The following is a 19,186-nucleotide window of genomic DNA, read 5'->3' on the forward strand; positions in this document are numbered from 1 at the left end:
ATCTTGCCTTTGTGTTTTCTTTCGGCCCGAAGACCACATTCCAGCGACACAGAAGTCTTTTTTTGGGGTCGAATACATGAGGGGCCGGGTATTAGCTCTTGGCGATGGCCTGAGGGGACGCGTTCGCCGGCCTGAAAATACGTGGTGCCTGCCTCGCCGGGAGAGGAATTCTGAGCCTTACGCTGCGTTAAATCTTGAAAAGCGGTCGGATGGACTCAAGTCAAGTTTTATAGTGGTGCATTGGCTCCCAATCGCGATATGTGGTATCACGCCACGGTGAGCCGGAGGCGGCGCGCCGCCAGTCCGGCTACCGGGATTCAATCCGGCAGTTCGTCTCATTCCGTCGAAGAAGGTTCAGTCAATGTCATCCAGCAGCGCAGTGGCCGGACGGGGCACCGCCTCGGGCTTTTTCACAGATGGCCTCGCCCAGAGCGATCCCGAGATCCTGCATGCGATCGAGAAGGAACTTCGCCGGCAGCAGACCGAGATCGAGTTGATCGCTTCGGAAAACATCGTGTCGCGCGCCGTGCTCGAAGCGCAGGGCTCGATCATGACGAACAAGTACGCCGAAGGGTATCCGGGCAAGCGTTACTATGGCGGCTGCGAATTCGTGGACATCGCCGAGGAACTGGCGATCGAGCGGGCGAAGCGGCTCTTCAACTGCGCCTATGTGAACGTGCAGCCGAATTCCGGCTCGCAGGCCAATCAGGGCGTGATGATGGCGCTTCTGAAGCCGGGTGACACGATCCTCGGCATGAGCCTCGCAGCGGGCGGTCACCTCACACATGGCGCGGCGCCCAACCAGTCGGGCAAGTGGTTCAACGCCGTGCAGTACGGCGTGCGCAAGCAGGACCATCAGATCGATCTCGACGAGGTCGCGAGCCTCGCGCGCGAACACAAGCCCAAGCTCATCATCGCGGGCGGGTCGGCCTATCCGCGCATCATCGACTTCAAGGCGTTCCGCGAGATCGCGGATTCGGTCGGCGCGCTCCTGATGGTCGACATGGCGCATTTTGCCGGCCTCGTGGCGGGCGGCGCGCATCCGAGCCCGCTGCCCTTCGCCGACATCGTGACGACGACCACGCACAAGACGCTGCGCGGACCGCGCGGCGGCATGATCCTTTCCAACAACGAAGAGATCGGCAAGAAGATCAACTCCGCCATCTTCCCGGGCATCCAGGGCGGCCCGCTCATGCATGTGATCGCCGGCAAGGCGGTCGCCTTCGGCGAGGCGCTGCGGCCCGAATTCAAGCTCTATGCGAAGTCGGTCGTCGAGAATGCGCGCGCGCTTGCGGCGACGCTCGCAGAGGCCGGTTTTGCAATCGTTTCGGGCGGCACCGACACGCATCTCATGCTGGTCGATCTGCGGCCCAAGAAGCTCACGGGCAAGGTTGCGGAAGCCGCTCTCGAACGCGCCAACATCACCTGCAACAAGAACGGCATTCCGTTCGACCCCGAGAAGCCGACGATCACATCCGGCGTGCGGCTCGGGACGCCCGCGGGGACGACGCGCGGCTTCGGCGTCGCGGAGTTCCAGCTCGTCGGCAAGTTCATCACGGAGGTGCTGGCCGGGCTCGCCCAGAATGGCGACGAGGGCAACGCCGCCGTCGAGGCGTCCGTGAAGGAACGGGTTATCGACCTCTGCAAGCGGTTCCCGATCTATGGCGGCCCGCAGTAGGATTTGCGGGCGGCTGTCGGCCACGGAATCATCAGGGCGAATTGAAGGAATTGGGGGCTAGAGGGGATGCGTTGTCCATATTGCGGCAATGAAGACACGCAGGTGAAGGACTCACGTCCCACGGAGGACAATACCGCGATCAGACGGCGGCGCTTCTGCGCCGCCTGCGGGGGGCGGTTCACGACCTTCGAGCGCGTGCAGCTTCGCGAGCTGACCATCATCAAGGCGAACGGCCGGCGGGTGCCCTTCGACCGCGATAAACTCATGCGTTCCGTGCAAATCGCGATGCGCAAACGCCCTGTTGAGCAAGACCGCATTGAGCGTATGGTGAGCGGCATCGTACGCCGGCTCGAGAGCATGGGCGAAAGCGAGATCCCCTCGGCGGTGATCGGGCGGCTCGTGATGGAAGGCCTTAGCTCTCTGGATGCCGTCGCGTATGTCCGCTTCGCATCGGTTTACAAGAATTTCCGCGAGGCTAAGGATTTCGAGGAATTTCTGGGCGAACTCAGCGGCCCGGGTCGCGACGAGATCGACGACGACCGCTGAAGCCACTCGCCCCAAGATCAGTTTTGGGATGCGGGATGGCGCGAGCCACGGATAGCGACTTCATGAAAATGGCGCTCAGCCTCGCCGAGCGGGGACTGGGCATCGTCGCGCCCAACCCGGCCGTGGGCTGCCTCATCGTCAGGGATGGCGTCGTCGTAGGGCGCGGCTGGACGCAGAAGGGCGGCCGGCCCCATGCCGAGACTGAGGCGCTTGCGAGGGCCGGAGAAGCCGCGCGCGGCGCCACCGCCTATGTCACGCTGGAACCCTGCGCCCATCATGGCCGGACCCCGCCCTGCGCGGGCGCGCTGATCGAGGCGGGTGTCGCCCGCGTGGTCGGCGCCGTTTCCGACCCCGACCCGCGTGTTGCCGGGAAGGGCTATGCCATGCTCCGCGAGGCGGGCGTCGAGGTCATCGAGAATGTGCTCGAGGCCGAGGCGCGCGCCCTCAATCAGGGTTTCTTCCTCAAGGTCATGGATGGCCGCCCGCTGGTCACGCTGAAGCTCGCGACATCGGCCGACGGCAAGACCGCTACCCATTCGGGCCACAGCCGGTGGATCACGGGCGAGGCGGCGCGCGCGCGCGGCCATCTCCTGCGCGCGACGCATGACGCGATCATGGTCGGCAGCGCAACCGCCATCGTCGACGATCCCATGCTCGATTGCCGCTTGCCCGGCCTCGAGGATCGCTCGCCCATCCGCATCGTCGCCGATGGACGGCTTCGCCTGCCGCTGACATCGAAGCTCGTGCGCGATGCGCGCGCGGGCGCGCCCGTCTGGCTGCTGACGATGGCGGGCGGAGACGCGGCGCGGCGCGCGGCCTTCGAGGAATGCGGCGTCGAACTCATCGACGTGCCGAAGGGCGCCGATGAGCATATGGACATGCAGAAGGCGCTCGGCCTTCTGGGCGAACGCGGCATCACGCGCCTCCTCGTCGAGGGCGGGGCGCGGCTTGCCGCCTCGCTCATTCGCGCTCACCGCGTCGATCGCATCGAGTGGTTCTGCGCGCCGCGGATCATCGGCGGCGACGGCACAAGCGGCATCGCCTCGCTCGGCGTCGATACGCTGGGCAAGGCGCCTTCGCTCGTCCTCAAGGAAACCCAGTCGCTCGGCGACGACACTCTCTCCAGCTATGTGGTTCGGAACTGAATGTTTACCGGTATCGTCACGGATGTGGGACGCATCAAATCGGTCGAACGGCGCGGCGACACGCGCTTCGTGATCGAGACCAGCTATGATCCGGACGGCATCGCCATCGGCGCGTCGATCGCGTGCTCGGGCTGCTGCCTCACCGTCGTCGAGAAGGGACGGGCGGACGGGAAGGGCTGGTTCTCGGTCGATGCCTCGGCCGAGACGCTCGCCTGCACGACGCTCGGCCGCTGGGAAGCGGGAACGCCCATCAATCTCGAACGTGCGCTGAAGGCGGGCGACGAGCTTGGCGGCCACATCGTGAGCGGCCATGTCGATGGCGTGGGCGAGATCGTAGAGATGCGCCCGGATGGCGATTCCATGCGCTTCACCTTCGAGGCGCCCGCCGCGCTCGGTCGCTTCATCGCGCCCAAGGGATCGGTGACGATCGACGGAACATCGCTTACCGTCAACGAGGTCGAGGACATGCGCGAGGGCTCCAATGCGGGCCGCACGCGGTTCGGCGTCAATATCATCCCCCACACCCAGGCGGTGACGACCTGGGGGCAAGCAAAGTGCGGGGATGCCGTTAATCTTGAAATCGACATGCTGGCCAGGTATGTCGCCCGGCTGGCAGAGAAGGATTGAGCATCGTGTACAAGGAATATCTCTCGTCTATCGAAGAGGTCATCGAGGACGCCCGTAACGGCAAGATGTTCATTCTTGTCGATGCCGAGGATCGCGAGAACGAAGGGGATCTCGTCATCCCCGCGCAGATGTGTACGCCGGAGGCCGTCAACTTCATGGCGAAGTACGGCCGCGGCCTCGTGTGCCTCACGCTGACGGCCGACCGGGCGAAGCAGCTCAATCTGCAATTCATGTCGCAGAACAACCAGTCGCGGAACCAGACGGCCTTCACCGTCTCCATCGAGGCGCGCGAGGGCATCTCGACGGGCATTTCCGCGCATGACCGCGCGCATACCGTGTCCGTCGCCATCGACCCGACCAAGGGGCCGAACGACATCGTCTCGCCGGGTCACGTCTTCCCGCTCGTCGCCAAGGATGGCGGCGTGCTCGTTCGCGCCGGACACACCGAGGCTGCGGTCGATATCGCGCGCCTCGCCGGGCTCTATCCCGCAGGCGTCATCTGCGAGATCATGAACGATGACGGCACGATGGCGCGCCTGCCCGATCTCGTGCAGTTCGCGCAGCTTCACGGGCTCAAGATCGCGACCATCGCCGATCTCATCGCCTATCGCCGCCGCTACGATCATTTCATCCATCGCGCCATCGAAACCGAGCTCGAAAGCAAGTTCGGCGGCGACTTCAAGATGATGGTCTATCTGAACACGGTCGAATATGCCGAGCACATCGCGCTGGTGAAGGGCGACATCTCGACGCCCGAGCCCGTGCTCGTGCGCATGCATGCGATGAACGTGTTCGACGATATTCTCGGCGCGGCCGGATCGCGGTCCGATCTCGTCAAGGACGCGATGCAGATCATTTCGGAAGAAGGGCGCGGCGTCATCGTCATCATCCGCGATACGACGGCGACCGTCGTTTCCGATCTTCTCTTGCGCAAGGGCGAGAATGTGGAGCAGCGCATGCCGCGGCGTCTGCGCGAATATGGCGTTGGCGCGCAGATCCTGCTTGATCTCGGCGTGAGGGACATGGTCCTTCTCTCCGACACGGATCGCAGCATCGTCGGCCTCGACGGTTATGGATTGAAGATCGTCGGCCAGCGGCCGATCAGTTCCGCAAAGCGCGCATCGAGCGAGAAGAAGGCGAAGGAGATCGCATCTTGAAGACCACCAAGGCCCATGTGCTGATTGTCGAGGCGCGATTCTACGAGCATCTCGCCGACGAACTGGCGCGTGGCGCCATCGCCGAGATCGAGGGGAGGGGCGCGACCTGGGAGCGCATCCAGGTGCCGGGCGTTCTGGAAATTCCCGCCGCGGTGAAATTCGCGCTCGATGCGATGGCGCATGGCGGCGTGACGAAGCGGATCGACGGGTTCGTCGTTCTGGGCTGCGTCATTCGCGGCGAGACGACGCATTACGACATCGTCTCGAACGAGTCCGCGCGGGCGCTGATGGACCTTGCGGTTGAACGCTCGCTCGCCCTCGGCAACGGCATTCAGACGGTCGAGAACGAGGCGCAGGCGCTGGCCCGCGCCCGGGTCAATGAAAAGAACAAGGGCGGGGGGGCTGCGGCCGCCTGCCTCGACATGATCGATCTCAAGCGCAAGATGGGCGCGTGATGCAGGGTGCAGGCAAATGATGGCCGCGGCTGAACCGCCTGTTCCGGAAAGCGGGAAATTCGACACGAACGCGCGCAGCGCAGCGCGCCTCGGTGCCGTTCAGGCGCTCTACCAGATGGACGTGGCGGGCACGCCGCTCGACGACATCGTCGAGGAGTTCATCGAGCATCGCTTCGGTCAGGAGATCGAGGGCTCTGTCTATGCGCGAGCGGACGAGGCACATTTCGAGGACATCATCCGCGGCGTCGTGCGCGAGCAGCGCGATGTGGACGTCGCCATCAACGGCGCGCTCGCGCGGGGCTGGACGCTCGCCCGCATCGACGCGACGCTGCGCGCCATCCTGCGCGCGGGCGCCTATGAACTCAGGCGCTGCAAGGACATTCCGGTGAAGGTGGTCATCAACGAATATGTCGATGTCGCGCACGCCTTCTTCGAGGGGGATGAGCCCGGCGTCGTCAATGCGGTGCTCGACAAGCTCGGCGCGAGCTTGCGCAAGCCGCGCGGAGCGGGCGATGCCGGCGCCGGATCGTCCTGACGAATTCAGCCTGATCGAAAAGCTTTTCGCGCCGCTCGCGGCCGGCGCCCCGGGCGCGCTGGGCCTCACAGACGATGCGGCCGTCTTCGCGCCGACACCCGGCATGGAGACGGTGCTGACGGTCGACGCCATTGTCGAGGGCGTACACTTCCTGCCCGGCGATCCGGCCGGCAACGTGGCGCGGAAGCTTCTGCGTGTGAACCTGTCGGACCTTGCAGCCAAGGGCGCGACCCCGCGCGGCTATCTTCTCGTGACCTCCTGGCGGCCCGATACACCGCTCTCTTGGATGGAGGCGTTTGCCGAGGGGCTTCGCCTCGATCAGGCGGAGTTCGGCATTTCGCTCTGGGGAGGCGATACGGTTTCGGCGCCGGGTCCGCTCTCCTTTTCGCTGACGGCCATTGGCGAGGTGCCGAGCGGCCGGATGATCCGGCGCGGCGGCGCGCGGCCGGGCGATGCGCTCTACCTCACCGGGACGGTGGGGGATGGCGCGCTCGGCCTGCTTGCCGCACGAGGCGAGCTTGGCTTTCTCGAGGAAGCGGAGAGCGCCGCTCTCGTCCAGCGCTACCGTCTGCCGGAACCGCGCCTCGGCGTCGGCCTGCGCCTGGGTGAGCTTGCCCATGCGGCGCTCGACGTTTCGGACGGGCTGATGGCCGATCTCGGGCATATGTGTGCCGTTTCGGGAGTGGGGGCGCGGGTGGAGGTGGAGCGCCTGCCGCTTTCAGCGGCCGCGCGCCGCGTGCTGGAGGCTCGCCCGGGCCTGATCGAGACGGTGCTGGGCGGAGGCGACGATTACGAGCTTCTCTTTGCGGCATCGCCGGAGGCGGCGGGCGAAATCGCGGAAATCGCAGCGTCCGCGCAAGTGCCCGTGACCCGGATCGGAGAGATCCGGCCGGCGGGCGAAGGCATCGCCGCCGTGGACGTTCACGGACAGAAGCTCAGTCTGAAGCGGGCCGGTTTCCGCCATTTCTGACGCCGATTCAACTTTTCCGAAACCCTTCCAAATAGTTACGTTCAGTTGCTTTCCATGCCGGCATTTGGCATCTTCCGCGGCATTCTGCTTCCGGAGGGGGGACTGAGCCGGATGAACCCGGATTCGAGTCCAATTTCCCGCACGATATCCAGTTCAAGGAAATCAAGGAAAAAACAATGAGCAACGCACTGTGGGCAATCATAGGCTGCGGCGGACTCGCAATTCTGTACGGCATATTCGCGGGGCGTTCCGTGCTGTCGGCGGATGCGGGCAACGCGCGCATGCAGGAGATCGCTGCGGCGATCCAGGAAGGCGCGGGCGCTTACCTGAACCGTCAGTACACAACCATCGGCATCGTCGGCGCGGTCATCTTCGTGGTGATCTCCTGGCTGCTGGGCCTCAAGGTCGGCATCGGCTTCCTGGTCGGCGCGGCGCTGTCCGGCGCGGCCGGCTATATCGGCATGCTCGTGTCGGTGCGCGCGAACGTGCGCACGACGCAGGCTTCCAGCAAGAGCCTCGCGGCTGGACTTTCCATCGCGTTCCGCGCGGGCACGGTCACCGGCATGCTGGTGGCGGGCCTCGCGCTTCTCGCGGTCGCGGTCTATTTCGCCGTGCTCGTCGGCTATCTCGGCTATGAAGCCAATTCGCGCGAAGTGATCGACGCGCTCGTCGCGCTCGGTTTCGGCGCTTCGCTGATCTCGATCTTCGCCCGTCTCGGCGGCGGCATCTTCACCAAGGGCGCCGACGTCGGCGGCGATCTCGTCGGCAAGGTCGAAGCCGGCATTCCCGAGGACGATCCGCGCAACCCGGCGACGATCGCCGACAACGTCGGCGACAACGTCGGCGACTGCGCGGGCATGGCGGCCGACCTCTTCGAGACCTATGCGGTGACGCTGGTCGCGACCATGGTGCTCGCCTCGATCTTCTTCGTGGGCGACGTGACGGCGAACATGATGACCTATCCGCTGGCCATCGGCGGCGCGTGCATCGTGACGTCGATCCTCGGCGTGTTCTTCGTGCGGCTCGGCAAGAGCAACAACATCATGAATGCGCTCTACAAGGGCTTCGTCGCCTCGGCGCTGCTGTCGCTCGTCGCGCTCTGGTTCGTGACCGACAAGATCGTCGGCTTCCAGACGGAACTCACGGTCGGCGATCTCAGCTTCACCGGCCAGAGCCTCTATATCTGCGGCGTGGTGGGCCTCGTCGTCACGGGCCTCATCGTCTGGGTGACGGAGTACTACACGGGCGTCGACTACCGCCCCGTGAAGAGCATCGCCTCCGCCTCGGTCACGGGCCATGGCACGAACGTCATTCAGGGTCTGGCGATCTCGATGGAAGCGACGGCTCTGCCCGCGATCATCATCGTCGGCGGCATCCTCGTCACCTACGCGCTGGCCGGCCTCTTCGGCATCGCCATCGCGGTCACCACGATGCTGGCGCTCGCCGGCATGGTCGTCGCGCTCGACGCCTTCGGCCCGGTGACGGACAATGCGGGCGGCATCGCGGAAATGGCCGATCTTCCGGCCTCGGTCCGCAAGACCACCGACGCGCTCGACGCCGTGGGCAACACGACGAAGGCGGTCACCAAGGGTTATGCGATCGGCTCGGCGGGCCTCGGCGCGCTCGTGCTCTTCGCCGCCTATACGCAGGACCTCAACTACTTCTCGGCTTCGCCGGAAACCTATCCCTACTTCGTCGGCGTGACGGCGAACTTCTCGCTCTCGAACCCCTATGTGGTGATCGGCCTCTTCATCGGCGGCCTTCTGCCCTATCTCTTCGGTTCGATGGGCATGACGGCCGTGGGCCGCGCGGCAGGCTCGGTCGTGGAAGAAGTGCGTCGCCAGTTCAAGGCTGATCCGGGCATCATGAAGGGCACTTCGAAGCCCGACTATGCCCGCGCCGTGGACATGCTGACCAAGGCGGCGATCAAGGAGATGGTCATTCCGTCGCTCCTTCCGGTGCTGTCGCCGATCGTTCTCTTCTTCTTCGTGCAGGCGATCGCCGGCAAGTCCGAGGCTTTCTCGGCCGTCGGCGCCATGCTTCTCGGCGTGATCGTGACGGGCCTCTTCGTCGCGCTCTCGATGACGTCGGGCGGCGGCGCGTGGGACAACGCGAAGAAGTACATCGAGGACGGCCACTTCGGCGGCAAGGGCTCGGAAGCCCACAAGTCGGCGGTGACCGGCGACACGGTCGGCGATCCCTACAAGGATACGGCCGGCCCGGCGGTGAACCCGATGATCAAGATCACGAACATCGTGGCGCTGCTGCTTCTCGCGGTGCTCGCGCACTGATCGGAAAGCGATCCGAAAACAGAAGGCCCCGCGAAATTCGCGGGGCCTTTTTTTGTTTGGGTTGGTTTGCGCCGCGCGGCGCGTGTCTGGAGGAGGGGCTGCCTCAGCCGCCGGGGCGGCCGGGAACGGGGCCGGTGTTCCTCTTGTCGTTCGCCTTGTTGAAGCGGCCGAGATTGCTGAAGAGCTGGCCGAGGACCGTCAGCTCCTTGCCGCGCGACGGGGTCGTGCGCGTCTGGAAGTCGACGATCTGGCCGTCCTGAAGACCGTAATAGGCGACCTGCTGGGCGACGCCCTGCTTGTCGAAATAGACGGCGACGACGGTGCGGTCCACTTCCTCGGGCGGGTAGAAGGTGTCGGTCTCGAAGGTGCTCGAGATGTAGTAATAGGCGTCGTGATGAGGGCCGCCGAGCGGCGACTCGGTGGAGGGCGAGCCCATATATTCCCGGACCTCCTCCTTCGTGGTCTGGCCGGGCTTGATCCTCTTCAGGTCTTTCTCGTTGAGCACATAGCCGCGCTGTTCGACGACCGGCGAGCAACCGGCCAGCGCGAGGCCGGCGACCGACAGGGAGGCCACGGCGACCAGGATTCCGGCATGGCGCCGCAGACGTTGGGAAGTCATATGGGAGAATCCTCCTGGCCCATGAATGCATGGGCCCGTTTCCCGCTTCGCCAGGGGGCGAGAGGGCTACAGGCCCTAGATTGACCTACCCTTGTCGCTGGCTAAATTCAATCGGCTTCTGTAAGCAGAGCCTGGCCGCGCACCCCGCCCGGCGGAGGCAAGACATGATATGGAAAAGGATTTTCGGCCGCACGGATAGGGACGAAGGGCCCTATGCGATTTATAATGCGCTGGTCGCGCAGGCCCGCCAGCCCTGGTTCTATCTCGATGGCGGCGTGCCGGACACGCTCGAAGGGCGCTTCGAGATGGTCATGCTGCATGCCTTTCTGGTTCTGCGGCGGATGAAGGCGCTGGGCGACCCGGCCAGAGAGGTCGGCCAGCGGGTCTTCGACATCATGTTCGACGACATGGACCAGACGCTGCGCGAGATCGGCGTCGGCGACCTTTCCGTCGGCAAGAAGATCAAGGGAATGGCGGCCGCTTTCTATGGCCGCATCGCGGCCTATGACGAAGGGCTCGACGCCGAAAAACCCGGCGTTCTCGACGCGGCGCTGAAGCGCAATCTCTTCGCGATGGCGGAGCCCTCGGCGACGCAGGTGAGCGCGGTGGCGAATTATCTGCGTCTCGCGGATGGCGCGCTCGCCACGCAGGAGGCCGACACGATACTGGCCGGCGCGATCCGCTTTCCCGTAGTGCCGGTCGAGGAAAACAGGAGCGTCAGTTGAGCACCGACATGGCCCCGGAATTTCATATCGTCATCCCGCTTTCGGACGTGCCGCCGCAGGGCCGCGAAATCGCCTTCGAGGCGGATGAGGAACAGAGGCGCGGGCTCGCGGCGCGATTCGACCTCATCGAGCTTCGCTCGTTCAAGGGAACGGGGACGCTCCGTCCGTGGCGCCGGATCGGCTATGCGCTGGAAGGGCGATTCGAGGCCGATGTCGTTCAGGCCTGCGTCGTCAGCCTCGAGCCGGTCGAGGCCCGCCTGACGGAGCGCTTCAAGGTTCATTTTCTGCCTGCCGAATATCTTGAGGCGGATGCGGGCGCTCCGGGTTCGGAGCGCGAGATCGTCATCGATCCGGAGAGCGACGAGCCGCCCGAGGCCATGTCCGGCAATCATATTGACGTCGGGGAAGTATTGGCGGAACAGCTTGCGCTTTCGCTCGATCCCTATCCGCGAAAGCAAGGCGCGGTCTTCGAGGAAGTGGTTTCGGACGAGGGAGAGGTTGAGGAAGTCCGCCCGAATCCCTTTGCCGTGCTCGAAAAACTCAAGAAAAATGATTGATGGGGCCGCGTCTCGGGCCGATACGAGAATATTGTCTGGGGGCTTCAACCCTGTATCTTCGGGGCGCGGCTGACGGGGAATTCAGCGCCGCGCGCGAAGACGCGAAGCGGCGGGAAGGAGAAGGGGCATTGTGACGCTTGGACTCACGGTAGCGCTGGACGGGATGGGCGGCGATCACGGTCCCGAGACGGTGATCGGCGGGGCCGACATGGCCTCTGTCCGCCATCCCGATGTTCGGTTTCTCATCTATGGCGACGAAGCGAAGATGCGCCCGGTGCTCGATGCGCATCCGCGCGTCGCCGCCGTGAGCGAGATCGTTCACACGGATGTGTCCGTCGCCATGACGGACAAGCCGAGCCAGGCGCTCCGGCGCGGGCGAAAGACGAGCAGCATGTGGCTCGCTATCGACGCGGTGAAAACGGGCAAGGCGCAGGCCGCCGTGTCGGCAGGAAATACCGGCGCGCTGATGGCGATGTCGAAGGTGGTTCTGCGGACCATGCCGCATGTCGAGCGGCCCGCGCTCGCTGCGCTCTGGCCGACAATGCGCGGCGAGAGCGTCGTGCTCGATGTGGGCGCGACGATCGGGCCCGACGCCTTCCAGCTCGTGCAGTTCGCGGTGATGGGTGAAGCCTATGCGCGCGTGATCCTCGGCGTCGACAAGCCGACGGTCGGCCTCCTCAATATCGGCGAGGAGGAGGTCAAGGGAACCGAGCAGGTGAAGGAGGCCGCGCAGATCCTGCGCGAGGCTAATCTGCCGATCCGCTTTCACGGCTTCGTCGAAGGCGACGACCTCGGCAAGGGTACCGTCGATGTCATCGTGACGGATGGCTTCACCGGCAATATCGCGCTCAAGACTGCGGAAGGCACGGCGCGCCAGGTCGCCTCCTATCTGCGCGATGCGATTTCGCGTTCATGGATTTCGCGGCTCGGCTATCTCTTCGCGCAGGGCGCTTTCCGCGCACTGGCGAAGAAGCTCGACCCGCGCTCGTCCAACGGTGCGCTCTTCCTCGGATTGAATGGCCTCGTCGTGAAAAGTCACGGCGGAACGGATGCGCAAGGCTTCGCATCCGCCATCGACGTTGCGGTCGATGTCGCCTCGGCGGATCTGCTCAAGAAGATCGTCGCCGATCTCGAGGCATTGGACGGGCTGGAGCAGGTGGCCCAGCGGCGCGCGCAAACACAGATCAACGAAGAATCCGAGGCTGTAATACTGTGAGTGTCATTCGTAGTGTTGTCATGGGCTGCGGCAGCTATCTGCCGGAGCGGCGGGTCACCAATGACGATCTCGCCAAAATGGTCGATACGACCGATGAGTGGATCGTCGAGCGCACGGGCATTCACGAGCGCCACATCGCGGCCGAGGGCGAACTCACCTCGCATCTGGCCCTGAAGGCGGCGCGCGCCGCCATTGCCGATGCCAAGATCGACGCGCAGGAGATCGACATGATCGTTCTCGCGACGACGACGGCGGACAACACGTTTCCGGCGACCGCCGTGACCGTGCAGGCGGAGCTTGGCCTGCATCATGGCGCGGCCTTCGACGTGCAGGCGGTCTGTTCCGGCTTCGTCTATGCGCTCAGCATCGCCGATACGTTCATCCGCTGCGGCCAGGCGAAAACCGTTCTCGTCATCGGCGCGGAGACATTCTCGAGGCTGCTCGACTGGACCGACCGGACGACATGCGTGCTCTTCGGCGACGGGGCGGGCGCGGTCGTGCTGCGCGCGGCCGAGGGCGAGGGGACGACGGCCGACAGGGGCATTCTCACCTCGCATCTCCATTCCGACGGGCGCTACAAGGAAAAGCTCTATGTCGATGGCGGGCCGTCATCGACGGGCACGGTCGGCCATGTCCGCATGGAAGGGCGCGAGGTGTTCCGCCACGCCGTCATCAATATCTCAGACACGATCAACGAGGCTCTGGAAGCGACGGGGCTCAAGGCCGCCGATATCGACTGGTTCGTGCCTCATCAGGCGAACAAGCGAATCCTCGACGGAACCGCCAAGCGCATCGGCCTGCCGCCGGAGAAGGTCGTCATAACCGTCGGCCAGCATGGCAACACGTCGGCCGCTTCCGTGCCGCTGGCGCTCGACACGGCGGTCAGGGACGGGCGAATCAAGCGGGGCGATCTCGTGCTTCTCGAGGCGATGGGCGGTGGTTTCACCTGGGGATCCGTGCTTTTGCGCTGGTGAGCGCAGCCACCGAACCTTGCGCAATCCGCCGTATTCCGGCCTTGAGAAAACTCAGCCATCCCTTTGAATATTGACGGGTTTCGCGCCCCGCAATAGGCTTCGCAGGGAACTTGGAGGTAGGAAGCCATGGGGGATACGGTCACGCGGGCGCATCTGAGCGAAGCCGTCTATCAGGAAGTCGGCCTTTCTCGAAACGAATCCGCGGAACTGGTCGAATTGGTGCTTCAGCAGCTTTCCGATTGCCTTGCCACGGGCGATACGGTGAAGCTGTCGTCGTTCGGCTCCTTCTCGGTGCGCCAGAAGGGCGGACGCATGGGGCGCAATCCGAAGACGGGTGAGGAAGTTCCGATCAAGCCGAGGCGGGTTCTGGTTTTCCGTCCGAGCCACGTGCTCAAGGAACGCATCAATGCGGCGCTGAGCGGCAAGGCCGCTGCGGCCGATTAGGGCCTGAGGCGCTATCTTGATCGGATCGACATTGAGAGATCGGGTTGAGGAGCGGCAGCAGGGATCTGGTTTGTCTGTACAAAAATCGCCTGACGCATTCCGGACTATCAGCGAGGTCGCTGCGGAACTGGATGTTCCGCAGCATGTGCTGCGATTCTGGGAGAGCAAATTCACACAAATCCGCCCGCTGAAGCGCGGCGGAGGACGGCGCTATTATCGCCCGGAAGATGTCGATCTTCTGCGCGGCGTGCGGGCGCTTCTCTACAATGACGGCTACACCATCAAGGGCGTGCAGAAGGTCTTTCGCGAACAGGGCGTGAAGTTCGTGAGCGAGACCGGCAAGGGCACGGTCGATGCCTCGCTTGCCGAGCGCGCCCGTGAGGCCGTGAAGCGCGGCGAGCGGCGGGAGCGCGACGAGGAAGGCGGCGCCACGCTCGATTCGGGGGCGCGCGAGACGCTCGATGCGATTCTCAACGAGCTCATCGCGCTCAAGGATGAGGTCGACGAGACGCTGTGGGAGAGCGACGAGGAGGAGAACTGAACCTCCGCGCCGCGCGCGCCCCGCGCAGGACGAAAAAGCCTTTGAAAAAGCGAGATTGAGGCGTTGCCCGTTCGGGATGTGACGTCTATATTCCGCGCGCCTTCGGAAGGGCACGGCCTTTCCATACCGGTTCAGTCGGAGCGTAGCGCAGCCCGGTAGCGCACTTGTCTGGGGGACAAGGGGTCGTCGGTTCAAATCCGGCCGCTCCGACCATTTACCTGGCGGTCCGTCGTGGCGGCCTATGCCCCCGGCGGGGCGCAGTCGAGCGGCCGCATAATGGCGTCAATGGAGAGTGCCATGCTGACCATCCTTCCCATCCTCATCATGCTCGTCGTCATCGCGGCTCTGAACAAGGCGCAGACCGGCCACTTCTTCTGAGCGCGACGCCGGCGCTCATTCGTCGGGACGCAGCATCCAGATCATGAGGTAGCGGGCCGGAAACGCCCAGGCGACGCCCGCAATCAGATAGTAGAAGAACTGCACCAGACCGTGATCGGGCAGATGGCCGCTGACGGCGATCGTCATGATCAGGAACGAGTAAAGCGTAAGAAAGACCAAAAGCACCACGGTACCGATGAGCTTGCGAACGCGAATGGGCAGGCGGGGCATCTCGATCTCCGGTCGCTGGGCGTGTGGTGCTCTGATAAGGCATTCCGCTTCGATCGGCAAAGGGGGCGCACATGGCGGTGAGCGTTCAGACCGGAACTCCGGATCGGGGATTGGGCAGCGCCTCCGATCGCCAGATCGCGGCCCGGCGCCAGATCGCCTGGTGGCTCTTCGGCGTTGCGGGGCTCGTTTTCGCAATGGTGATCGTCGGCGGGCTTACGCGGCTTACCGAATCGGGCCTCTCCATCACCGAATGGAAGCCTGTCATGGGCGCGCTGCCGCCGATGAGCGAAGCGGCCTGGGCCGACGCCTTCCAGAAGTATCAGCAGATCCCGCAATATGAATTCGTCAACAAGGGCATGACGCTCGACGAGTTCAAGACGATCTTCTGGTGGGAGTGGGGCCACAGGCTGCTCGGGCGGCTGATCGGCTTCGCATTCCTGCTGCCGTTTCTCTGGTTCATTGCGACGCGCCGCGTAGAGCGCGCGCTCGCGCCGCGGCTCGCCATCATGTTCGTTCTGGGCGGCCTTCAGGGCGCGCTCGGATGGTGGATGGTGAAGAGCGGCCTCACGCACCGGGTCGATGTGAGCCAGTACCGGCTGACCGCGCATCTCGGTCTTGCGACGCTGATCTATGCCTACATGTTCTGGACGGCCCTCGGGCTCTGGCGCGAGCGCGCGCCCATTGTCGTGAGCACGGGCCTCCGACGCGCTGCCTATGGCCTTGTTGGCCTCGTCTTTCTGCAGATGCTGCTTGGCGCCTTCGTGGCCGGGCTCAAGGCCGGCTATATCTACAACACCTGGCCGCTCATGGAGGGGCGCTTCATCCCTTCGGGGCTTTTCGCGCATGAGCCGTGGTGGATCAATTTCTTCGAGAGCATGCTGACCGTGCAGTTCGATCACCGCATGGTTGCCTATCTCGTCGCCATTCTTGCGCTCTGGCACTGGCATGCGGCGCGGCCCTTCGCCGAGGCCCGGCGCAGCGCGACATGGCTTGCCCTCGCCGTCATGGCGCAGATCGGGCTCGGCATCTGGACGCTGCTCTGGGCGGTGCCGATACCGCTTGGCGCGGCGCATCAGGCCGGCGCGCTCGTCGTGCTCACGCTTGCGCTCGTCCATGCGCACAGGCTGCGCGAAATCCGTCAGCAGAGCTGAGAGCCTCAACACACCGCACAAAAGATTTGGGCAGCTTCACCGTTCTGCGAAACGATGAAACTGCCCAAGGAGAGGCTTGCCTGCGAGTTGCGGATCAGGCGTTCAGCGCCTGATCGAGATCGGCGATGATGTCTTCGACGTCCTCGAGGCCGACCGAGAGACGCACGACATCGGGGCCAGCGCCCGCCGCGATCTGCTGCTCTTCGGTGAGCTGGCGGTGCGTGGTCGATGAGGGGTGAATGATGAGGCTCCGCGTGTCGCCGACATTGGCGAGGTGCGAGAAGAGCTTCACGGAATCGACGAGCTTCACGCCCGCGTCATACCCGCCCTTGACGCCGAAGGTGAAGACGGCGCCCGCGCCCTTCGGAGAATATTTCTGCTGAAGGCGGTAGCAGGGATCGTCTTCGAGGCCGGCATAGTTGACCCAGGTCACCTTGGGATGGTTCTTGAGGAACTTGGCGACCTTGAGAGCCGAGTCCGAATGGCGCTGCATGCGCAGCGGCAGGGTTTCAATGCCGGTCAGGATCTGGAAGGCGTTGAAAGGCGAGATCGACGGTCCCAGGTCGCGCAGGCCGAGCACGCGGCAGGCGATCGCAAACGCCATGTTGCCGAAAGTCTCGTGGATCTTGAGGCCGTGATAGGACTCGCAGGGCTCGGAGAGCGTCTTGTAGCGGCCGCTCTTCGACCAGTCGAACTTGCCCGCATCGACGATGATGCCGCCCATCGAGTTGCCATGGCCGCCGAGGAACTTCGTCGCCGAATGAACAACGATATCGGCGCCGTGCTCGATCGGACGGATGAGATAGGGCGAGGCGAAGGTATTGTCGACGATGAGCGGAATGCCCGCCTCATGCGCGATCGCCGCAATCGCCGCGATGTCGACGATGATGCCGCCCGGATTGGCGATGCTCTCGATGAAGACGGCCTTCGTCTTCGGGCCGATCGCCTTCTTCACATTGGCGGGATCGGTGACGTCCGCCCAGTCGACACTCCAGTCGAACTTCCTGAACGAGTGGCCGAACTGGGTGATGGAGCCGCCATAGAGCTGCCTCGCGGCGACGAAGTGGTCGCCCGGCTCCATCAGCGTGTGGAAGCAGAGAAACTGCGCCGAATGGCCCGACGCGACGGCGAGAGCGGCCGTGCCGCCTTCGAGGGCCGCGACGCGCTCCTCGAGCACCGCCGAGGTGGGGTTGGTGATGCGTGTGTAGATGTTGCCGAAGGCCTGAAGGCCGAACAGCGATGCCGCGTGATCGACATCGTTGAAGACGAAAGATGTCGTCTGATAGATCGGCGTTGCGCGCGCTCCCGTCGTCGGGTCGGGCTTGGCGCCGGCGTGAACTGCAAGCGTATTGAAACCGTAGTCAGCCATGTGGCTCTCCCTTTGATTGCCCGACGGACGAACTCATAGGCCCAGTCGCGGGATTTCGATCTTCGGACAGCGATCCATCACCACCTTGAGACCGGCGGCTTCAGCCCTCGCTGCTCCCTCGGCGTTTATCACGCCCAGTTGCATCCAGACAAACTTCGCCCCGACCTCGATCGCTTCGTCGCAGACGGCGCCCGCCGCTTCCGAATTGCGAAAGATATCCACCATGTCGATCCGCTCGGGAACGTCGCGAAGCGTCGCATAAACGCGCTCGCCATGGAGCGTCTTGCCGGCGAGGCCGGGATTGATGGGGATCACGCGGTAGCCCCGGCCCTGTAGGTAGCGCATGACCTCGTTGCTGTCGCGGGCGGGGTTCGCGCTGGCGCCGACCAGCGCGATGACCCGGGTCGAGGTCAGGATATCGCGCAGCGAGGCGGGGTCGTAGGTCAGATGGTCCATCCGGTCAGCGGTCCTCCCATTTGGGATCTCGCTTATCGATGAAGGCGCCGATGCCTTCTTCCGCATCGCGGGCGAGCATGTTCGTCACCATGACTTCGGCGGCGTAGTCATAGGCGTCGGAAAGGCCCTTTTCGAGCTGGTGGTAGAAGGCCTCCTTGCCGATCGAAACGGTGAGCGCCGATTTGGAGGCGATCCTGGAGGCGAAATCCGCGACCGCCGCATCGAGTTCGCCCATGGGCACGACGCGATTGACGAGGCCGAATTCGGCGGCGCGGTGCGCGTCGATCATTTCGCCGAGGAGCAGCATCTCCATCGCATGCTTGCGCGTGACGTTCCGCGACAGCGCGACCATGGGGGTCGAGCAGAAGAGCCCGATATTGACGCCGGGTGTCGCAAAGCGCGCATCCTCGGCGGCGATGGCGAGGTCGCAGCTCGCGACGAGCTGGCAGCCGGCCGCCGTCGCGATGCCATGCACGCGGGCGATGACGGGCTTGGGCTGGCGCACGATCGCCTGCATGAGCGTGCTGCATTGCTGCATGATCTTGCGGAAGAATTCCCGGCCGCGATCCGGATCGCCGCGATGCGCGGTCAGCTCCTTGAGGTCGTGGCCGGCCGAGAAGGCGGGCCCGTTTGCCGCCAGCACCACCACGCGCACGGATGGATCGGTTGCGATGGCGGCAAGCTCGTCGATCAGCGCCGTCATCAGCGCCTCGGAAAGCGAGTTTCGCTGCGGGCCGCGATTGAGTGTCAGGGTGGCGATGCCGTCGCGGTCCTCGCGGATGAGGATGGGTTCGGCGGGCCGGGGCGCCGGTTGGGACATGGGACGCACTCTCGTTCGTTTCTGGATGGCCGCATATGGGCCTTGAGGGGATTGCAGGCGATTATGCGGGGGGAGGCAAGAGAGAAGTGCGAGCGCTTCGGGCGGGCAGATTTCGGTTGGCCATGCGAGGACGCATCTGTATGTGAGACGGCAGCGGCCCGGAGAGGCTCACAGCAGGGAGAAGCGGAATGGCTGGCGAAACTCAACCCGTCATGACGGTCGCGGAGCTAGAGCGGTTCATGGATACCGCCTTCCCGCAAATGCATGAGGGCGGCCGGCTCAACGTCATCGAGGCGGTGGG

General features: G+C 64.5%; 21 protein-coding genes and 1 tRNA gene. 17 read left to right on the forward strand and 5 right to left on the reverse strand.

What is annotated here, in order from left to right; genetic code table 11:
• Positions 1–361: 361 nt before the first annotated feature.
• From glyA to PKA57_RS02395, 9 genes are all read left to right on the forward strand, one after another.
• Positions 362–1,678 carry a serine hydroxymethyltransferase gene (gene glyA, locus PKA57_RS02355; protein WP_324297324.1) on the forward strand — a complete coding sequence of 439 codons (1,317 nt, stop codon included), beginning with the start codon at positions 362–364 and terminating at the stop codon, positions 1,676–1,678.
• A 66-nt stretch (positions 1,679–1,744) separates the two neighbouring features.
• The gene (gene nrdR / locus PKA57_RS02360) at positions 1,745–2,224 is read left to right on the forward strand and encodes a transcriptional regulator NrdR (protein ID WP_324297325.1); all 480 of its coding nucleotides are present in this window, start codon (positions 1,745–1,747) and stop codon (positions 2,222–2,224) included.
• 35 nt (positions 2,225–2,259) lie between these two features.
• The gene (gene ribD / locus PKA57_RS02365) at positions 2,260–3,369 is read left to right on the forward strand and encodes a bifunctional diaminohydroxyphosphoribosylaminopyrimidine deaminase/5-amino-6-(5-phosphoribosylamino)uracil reductase RibD (protein ID WP_324297326.1); all 1,110 of its coding nucleotides are present in this window, start codon (positions 2,260–2,262) and stop codon (positions 3,367–3,369) included.
• Positions 3,370–3,996 (forward strand): riboflavin synthase, encoded by a 627-nt coding sequence (locus PKA57_RS02370; RefSeq protein WP_324297327.1) that lies wholly within the window; start codon positions 3,370–3,372, stop codon positions 3,994–3,996.
• A 5-nt stretch (positions 3,997–4,001) separates the two neighbouring features.
• Positions 4,002–5,153: a 3,4-dihydroxy-2-butanone-4-phosphate synthase gene (ribB, locus tag PKA57_RS02375; protein WP_324297440.1), complete on the forward strand. Its 1,152-nt coding sequence runs from the start codon at positions 4,002–4,004 to the stop codon at positions 5,151–5,153.
• Positions 5,150–5,608, forward strand: coding sequence for a 6,7-dimethyl-8-ribityllumazine synthase (ribH, locus tag PKA57_RS02380; RefSeq protein ID WP_324297328.1), 459 nt, complete (start codon positions 5,150–5,152; stop codon positions 5,606–5,608). Before ribB ends, ribH begins: the two co-directional genes overlap by 4 nt.
• 19 nt (positions 5,609–5,627) lie before the next feature.
• Positions 5,628–6,143, forward strand: a complete 516-nt coding sequence (nusB, locus tag PKA57_RS02385; protein ID WP_324297441.1) for a transcription antitermination factor NusB — start codon at positions 5,628–5,630, stop codon at positions 6,141–6,143.
• Positions 6,121–7,113 (forward strand): thiamine-phosphate kinase, encoded by a 993-nt coding sequence (thiL, locus tag PKA57_RS02390; protein ID WP_324297329.1) that lies wholly within the window; start codon positions 6,121–6,123, stop codon positions 7,111–7,113. The genes nusB and thiL overlap by 23 nt, the downstream gene beginning before the upstream one ends.
• 176 nt (positions 7,114–7,289) lie before the next feature.
• The gene (locus tag PKA57_RS02395; RefSeq protein WP_324297330.1) at positions 7,290–9,404 is read left to right on the forward strand and encodes a sodium-translocating pyrophosphatase; all 2,115 of its coding nucleotides are present in this window, start codon (positions 7,290–7,292) and stop codon (positions 9,402–9,404) included.
• Positions 9,405–9,507: 103 nt separating this feature from the next.
• On the opposite strand, the gene bamE is transcribed toward PKA57_RS02395, so the two are convergent.
• Positions 9,508–10,023: an outer membrane protein assembly factor BamE gene (gene bamE, locus PKA57_RS02400; protein WP_324297331.1), complete on the reverse strand. Its 516-nt coding sequence runs from the start codon at positions 10,021–10,023 to the stop codon at positions 9,508–9,510.
• Between the two features lie 164 nt (positions 10,024–10,187).
• Here bamE and PKA57_RS02405 point away from each other — a divergent pair, with 164 nt between their 5' ends.
• The 7 genes from PKA57_RS02405 (at position 10,188) to PKA57_RS02435 (ending at position 14,693) form a co-directional block, all read left to right on the forward strand.
• Complete coding sequence (locus PKA57_RS02405) at positions 10,188–10,748, forward strand: ubiquinol-cytochrome C chaperone family protein (RefSeq protein WP_324297332.1); 561 nt, start codon at positions 10,188–10,190, stop codon at positions 10,746–10,748.
• On the forward strand, positions 10,745–11,305 hold the full coding sequence (locus PKA57_RS02410; RefSeq protein ID WP_324297333.1) for a DUF177 domain-containing protein: 561 nt from the start codon (positions 10,745–10,747) through the stop codon (positions 11,303–11,305). The genes PKA57_RS02405 and PKA57_RS02410 overlap by 4 nt, the downstream gene beginning before the upstream one ends.
• Before the next feature lie 130 nt (positions 11,306–11,435).
• Positions 11,436–12,521 (forward strand): phosphate acyltransferase PlsX, encoded by a 1,086-nt coding sequence (gene plsX, locus PKA57_RS02415; RefSeq protein WP_324297334.1) that lies wholly within the window; start codon positions 11,436–11,438, stop codon positions 12,519–12,521.
• Positions 12,518–13,495: a beta-ketoacyl-ACP synthase III gene (locus tag PKA57_RS02420; RefSeq protein WP_324297335.1), complete on the forward strand. Its 978-nt coding sequence runs from the start codon at positions 12,518–12,520 to the stop codon at positions 13,493–13,495. Before plsX ends, PKA57_RS02420 begins: the two co-directional genes overlap by 4 nt.
• Before the next feature lie 126 nt (positions 13,496–13,621).
• Positions 13,622–13,939 (forward strand): integration host factor subunit alpha, encoded by a 318-nt coding sequence (locus tag PKA57_RS02425; RefSeq protein WP_324297336.1) that lies wholly within the window; start codon positions 13,622–13,624, stop codon positions 13,937–13,939.
• 70 nt (positions 13,940–14,009) lie between these two features.
• A complete protein-coding gene (locus PKA57_RS02430; RefSeq protein WP_324297337.1) occupies positions 14,010–14,480 on the forward strand; it encodes a MerR family transcriptional regulator in 471 nt (156 codons plus the stop codon).
• 136 nt (positions 14,481–14,616) lie between these two features.
• A tRNA-Pro gene (locus PKA57_RS02435) sits at positions 14,617–14,693 on the forward strand.
• A gap of 180 nt (positions 14,694–14,873) precedes the next feature.
• Here the strand turns inward: PKA57_RS02435 and PKA57_RS02440 are convergent.
• Positions 14,874–15,089, reverse strand: coding sequence for a DUF2842 domain-containing protein (locus tag PKA57_RS02440; RefSeq protein ID WP_324297338.1), 216 nt, complete (start codon positions 15,087–15,089; stop codon positions 14,874–14,876).
• Positions 15,090–15,160: 71 nt separating this feature from the next.
• Here PKA57_RS02440 and PKA57_RS02445 point away from each other — a divergent pair, with 71 nt between their 5' ends.
• The gene (locus PKA57_RS02445) at positions 15,161–16,240 is read left to right on the forward strand and encodes a COX15/CtaA family protein (RefSeq protein ID WP_324297339.1); all 1,080 of its coding nucleotides are present in this window, start codon (positions 15,161–15,163) and stop codon (positions 16,238–16,240) included.
• Positions 16,241–16,334: 94 nt separating this feature from the next.
• On the opposite strand, the gene PKA57_RS02450 is transcribed toward PKA57_RS02445, so the two are convergent.
• From PKA57_RS02450 to PKA57_RS02460, 3 genes are read right to left on the reverse strand one after another with little or no spacing between them, the layout of a single operon-like run.
• Positions 16,335–17,609, reverse strand: a complete 1,275-nt coding sequence (locus tag PKA57_RS02450; protein WP_324297340.1) for an O-acetylhomoserine aminocarboxypropyltransferase — start codon at positions 17,607–17,609, stop codon at positions 16,335–16,337.
• Positions 17,610–17,642: 33 nt separating this feature from the next.
• On the reverse strand, positions 17,643–18,065 hold the full coding sequence (locus PKA57_RS02455; protein ID WP_324297341.1) for a CoA-binding protein: 423 nt from the start codon (positions 18,063–18,065) through the stop codon (positions 17,643–17,645).
• 4 nt (positions 18,066–18,069) lie between these two features.
• Complete coding sequence (locus tag PKA57_RS02460) at positions 18,070–18,885, reverse strand: enoyl-CoA hydratase (RefSeq protein WP_324297342.1); 816 nt, start codon at positions 18,883–18,885, stop codon at positions 18,070–18,072.
• Between the last annotated feature and the right edge of the window lie 301 nt (positions 18,886–19,186).

The organism is Parvibaculum sp. (assembly GCF_035325945.1).
Taxonomy (GTDB): Bacteria; Pseudomonadota; Alphaproteobacteria; order Parvibaculales; family Parvibaculaceae; genus Parvibaculum.

What these genes read in the sequence shown, in the direction of transcription:
- glyA (WP_324297324.1), top strand. Translation starts at nt 362, where the DNA reads ATGTCATCCAGCAGCGCAGTGGCCGGACGGGGCACCGCCTCGGGCTTT.
- nrdR (WP_324297325.1), top strand. Translation starts at nt 1,745, where the DNA reads ATGCGTTGTCCATATTGCGGCAATGAAGACACGCAGGTGAAGGACTCA.
- ribD (WP_324297326.1), top strand. Translation starts at nt 2,260, where the DNA reads ATGGCGCGAGCCACGGATAGCGACTTCATGAAAATGGCGCTCAGCCTC.
- PKA57_RS02370 (WP_324297327.1), top strand. Translation starts at nt 3,370, where the DNA reads ATGTTTACCGGTATCGTCACGGATGTGGGACGCATCAAATCGGTCGAA.
- nusB (WP_324297441.1), top strand. Translation starts at nt 5,628, where the DNA reads ATGGCCGCGGCTGAACCGCCTGTTCCGGAAAGCGGGAAATTCGACACG.
- thiL (WP_324297329.1), top strand. Translation starts at nt 6,121, where the DNA reads ATGCCGGCGCCGGATCGTCCTGACGAATTCAGCCTGATCGAAAAGCTT.
- PKA57_RS02395 (WP_324297330.1), top strand. Translation starts at nt 7,290, where the DNA reads ATGAGCAACGCACTGTGGGCAATCATAGGCTGCGGCGGACTCGCAATT.
- bamE (WP_324297331.1), bottom strand. Translation starts at nt 10,023, where the DNA reads ATGACTTCCCAACGTCTGCGGCGCCATGCCGGAATCCTGGTCGCCGTG.
- PKA57_RS02405 (WP_324297332.1), top strand. Translation starts at nt 10,188, where the DNA reads ATGATATGGAAAAGGATTTTCGGCCGCACGGATAGGGACGAAGGGCCC.
- PKA57_RS02425 (WP_324297336.1), top strand. Translation starts at nt 13,622, where the DNA reads ATGGGGGATACGGTCACGCGGGCGCATCTGAGCGAAGCCGTCTATCAG.
- PKA57_RS02440 (WP_324297338.1), bottom strand. Translation starts at nt 15,089, where the DNA reads ATGCCCCGCCTGCCCATTCGCGTTCGCAAGCTCATCGGTACCGTGGTG.
- PKA57_RS02445 (WP_324297339.1), top strand. Translation starts at nt 15,161, where the DNA reads ATGGCGGTGAGCGTTCAGACCGGAACTCCGGATCGGGGATTGGGCAGC.
- PKA57_RS02450 (WP_324297340.1), bottom strand. Translation starts at nt 17,609, where the DNA reads ATGGCTGACTACGGTTTCAATACGCTTGCAGTTCACGCCGGCGCCAAG.
- PKA57_RS02455 (WP_324297341.1), bottom strand. Translation starts at nt 18,065, where the DNA reads ATGGACCATCTGACCTACGACCCCGCCTCGCTGCGCGATATCCTGACC.
- PKA57_RS02460 (WP_324297342.1), bottom strand. Translation starts at nt 18,885, where the DNA reads ATGTCCCAACCGGCGCCCCGGCCCGCCGAACCCATCCTCATCCGCGAG.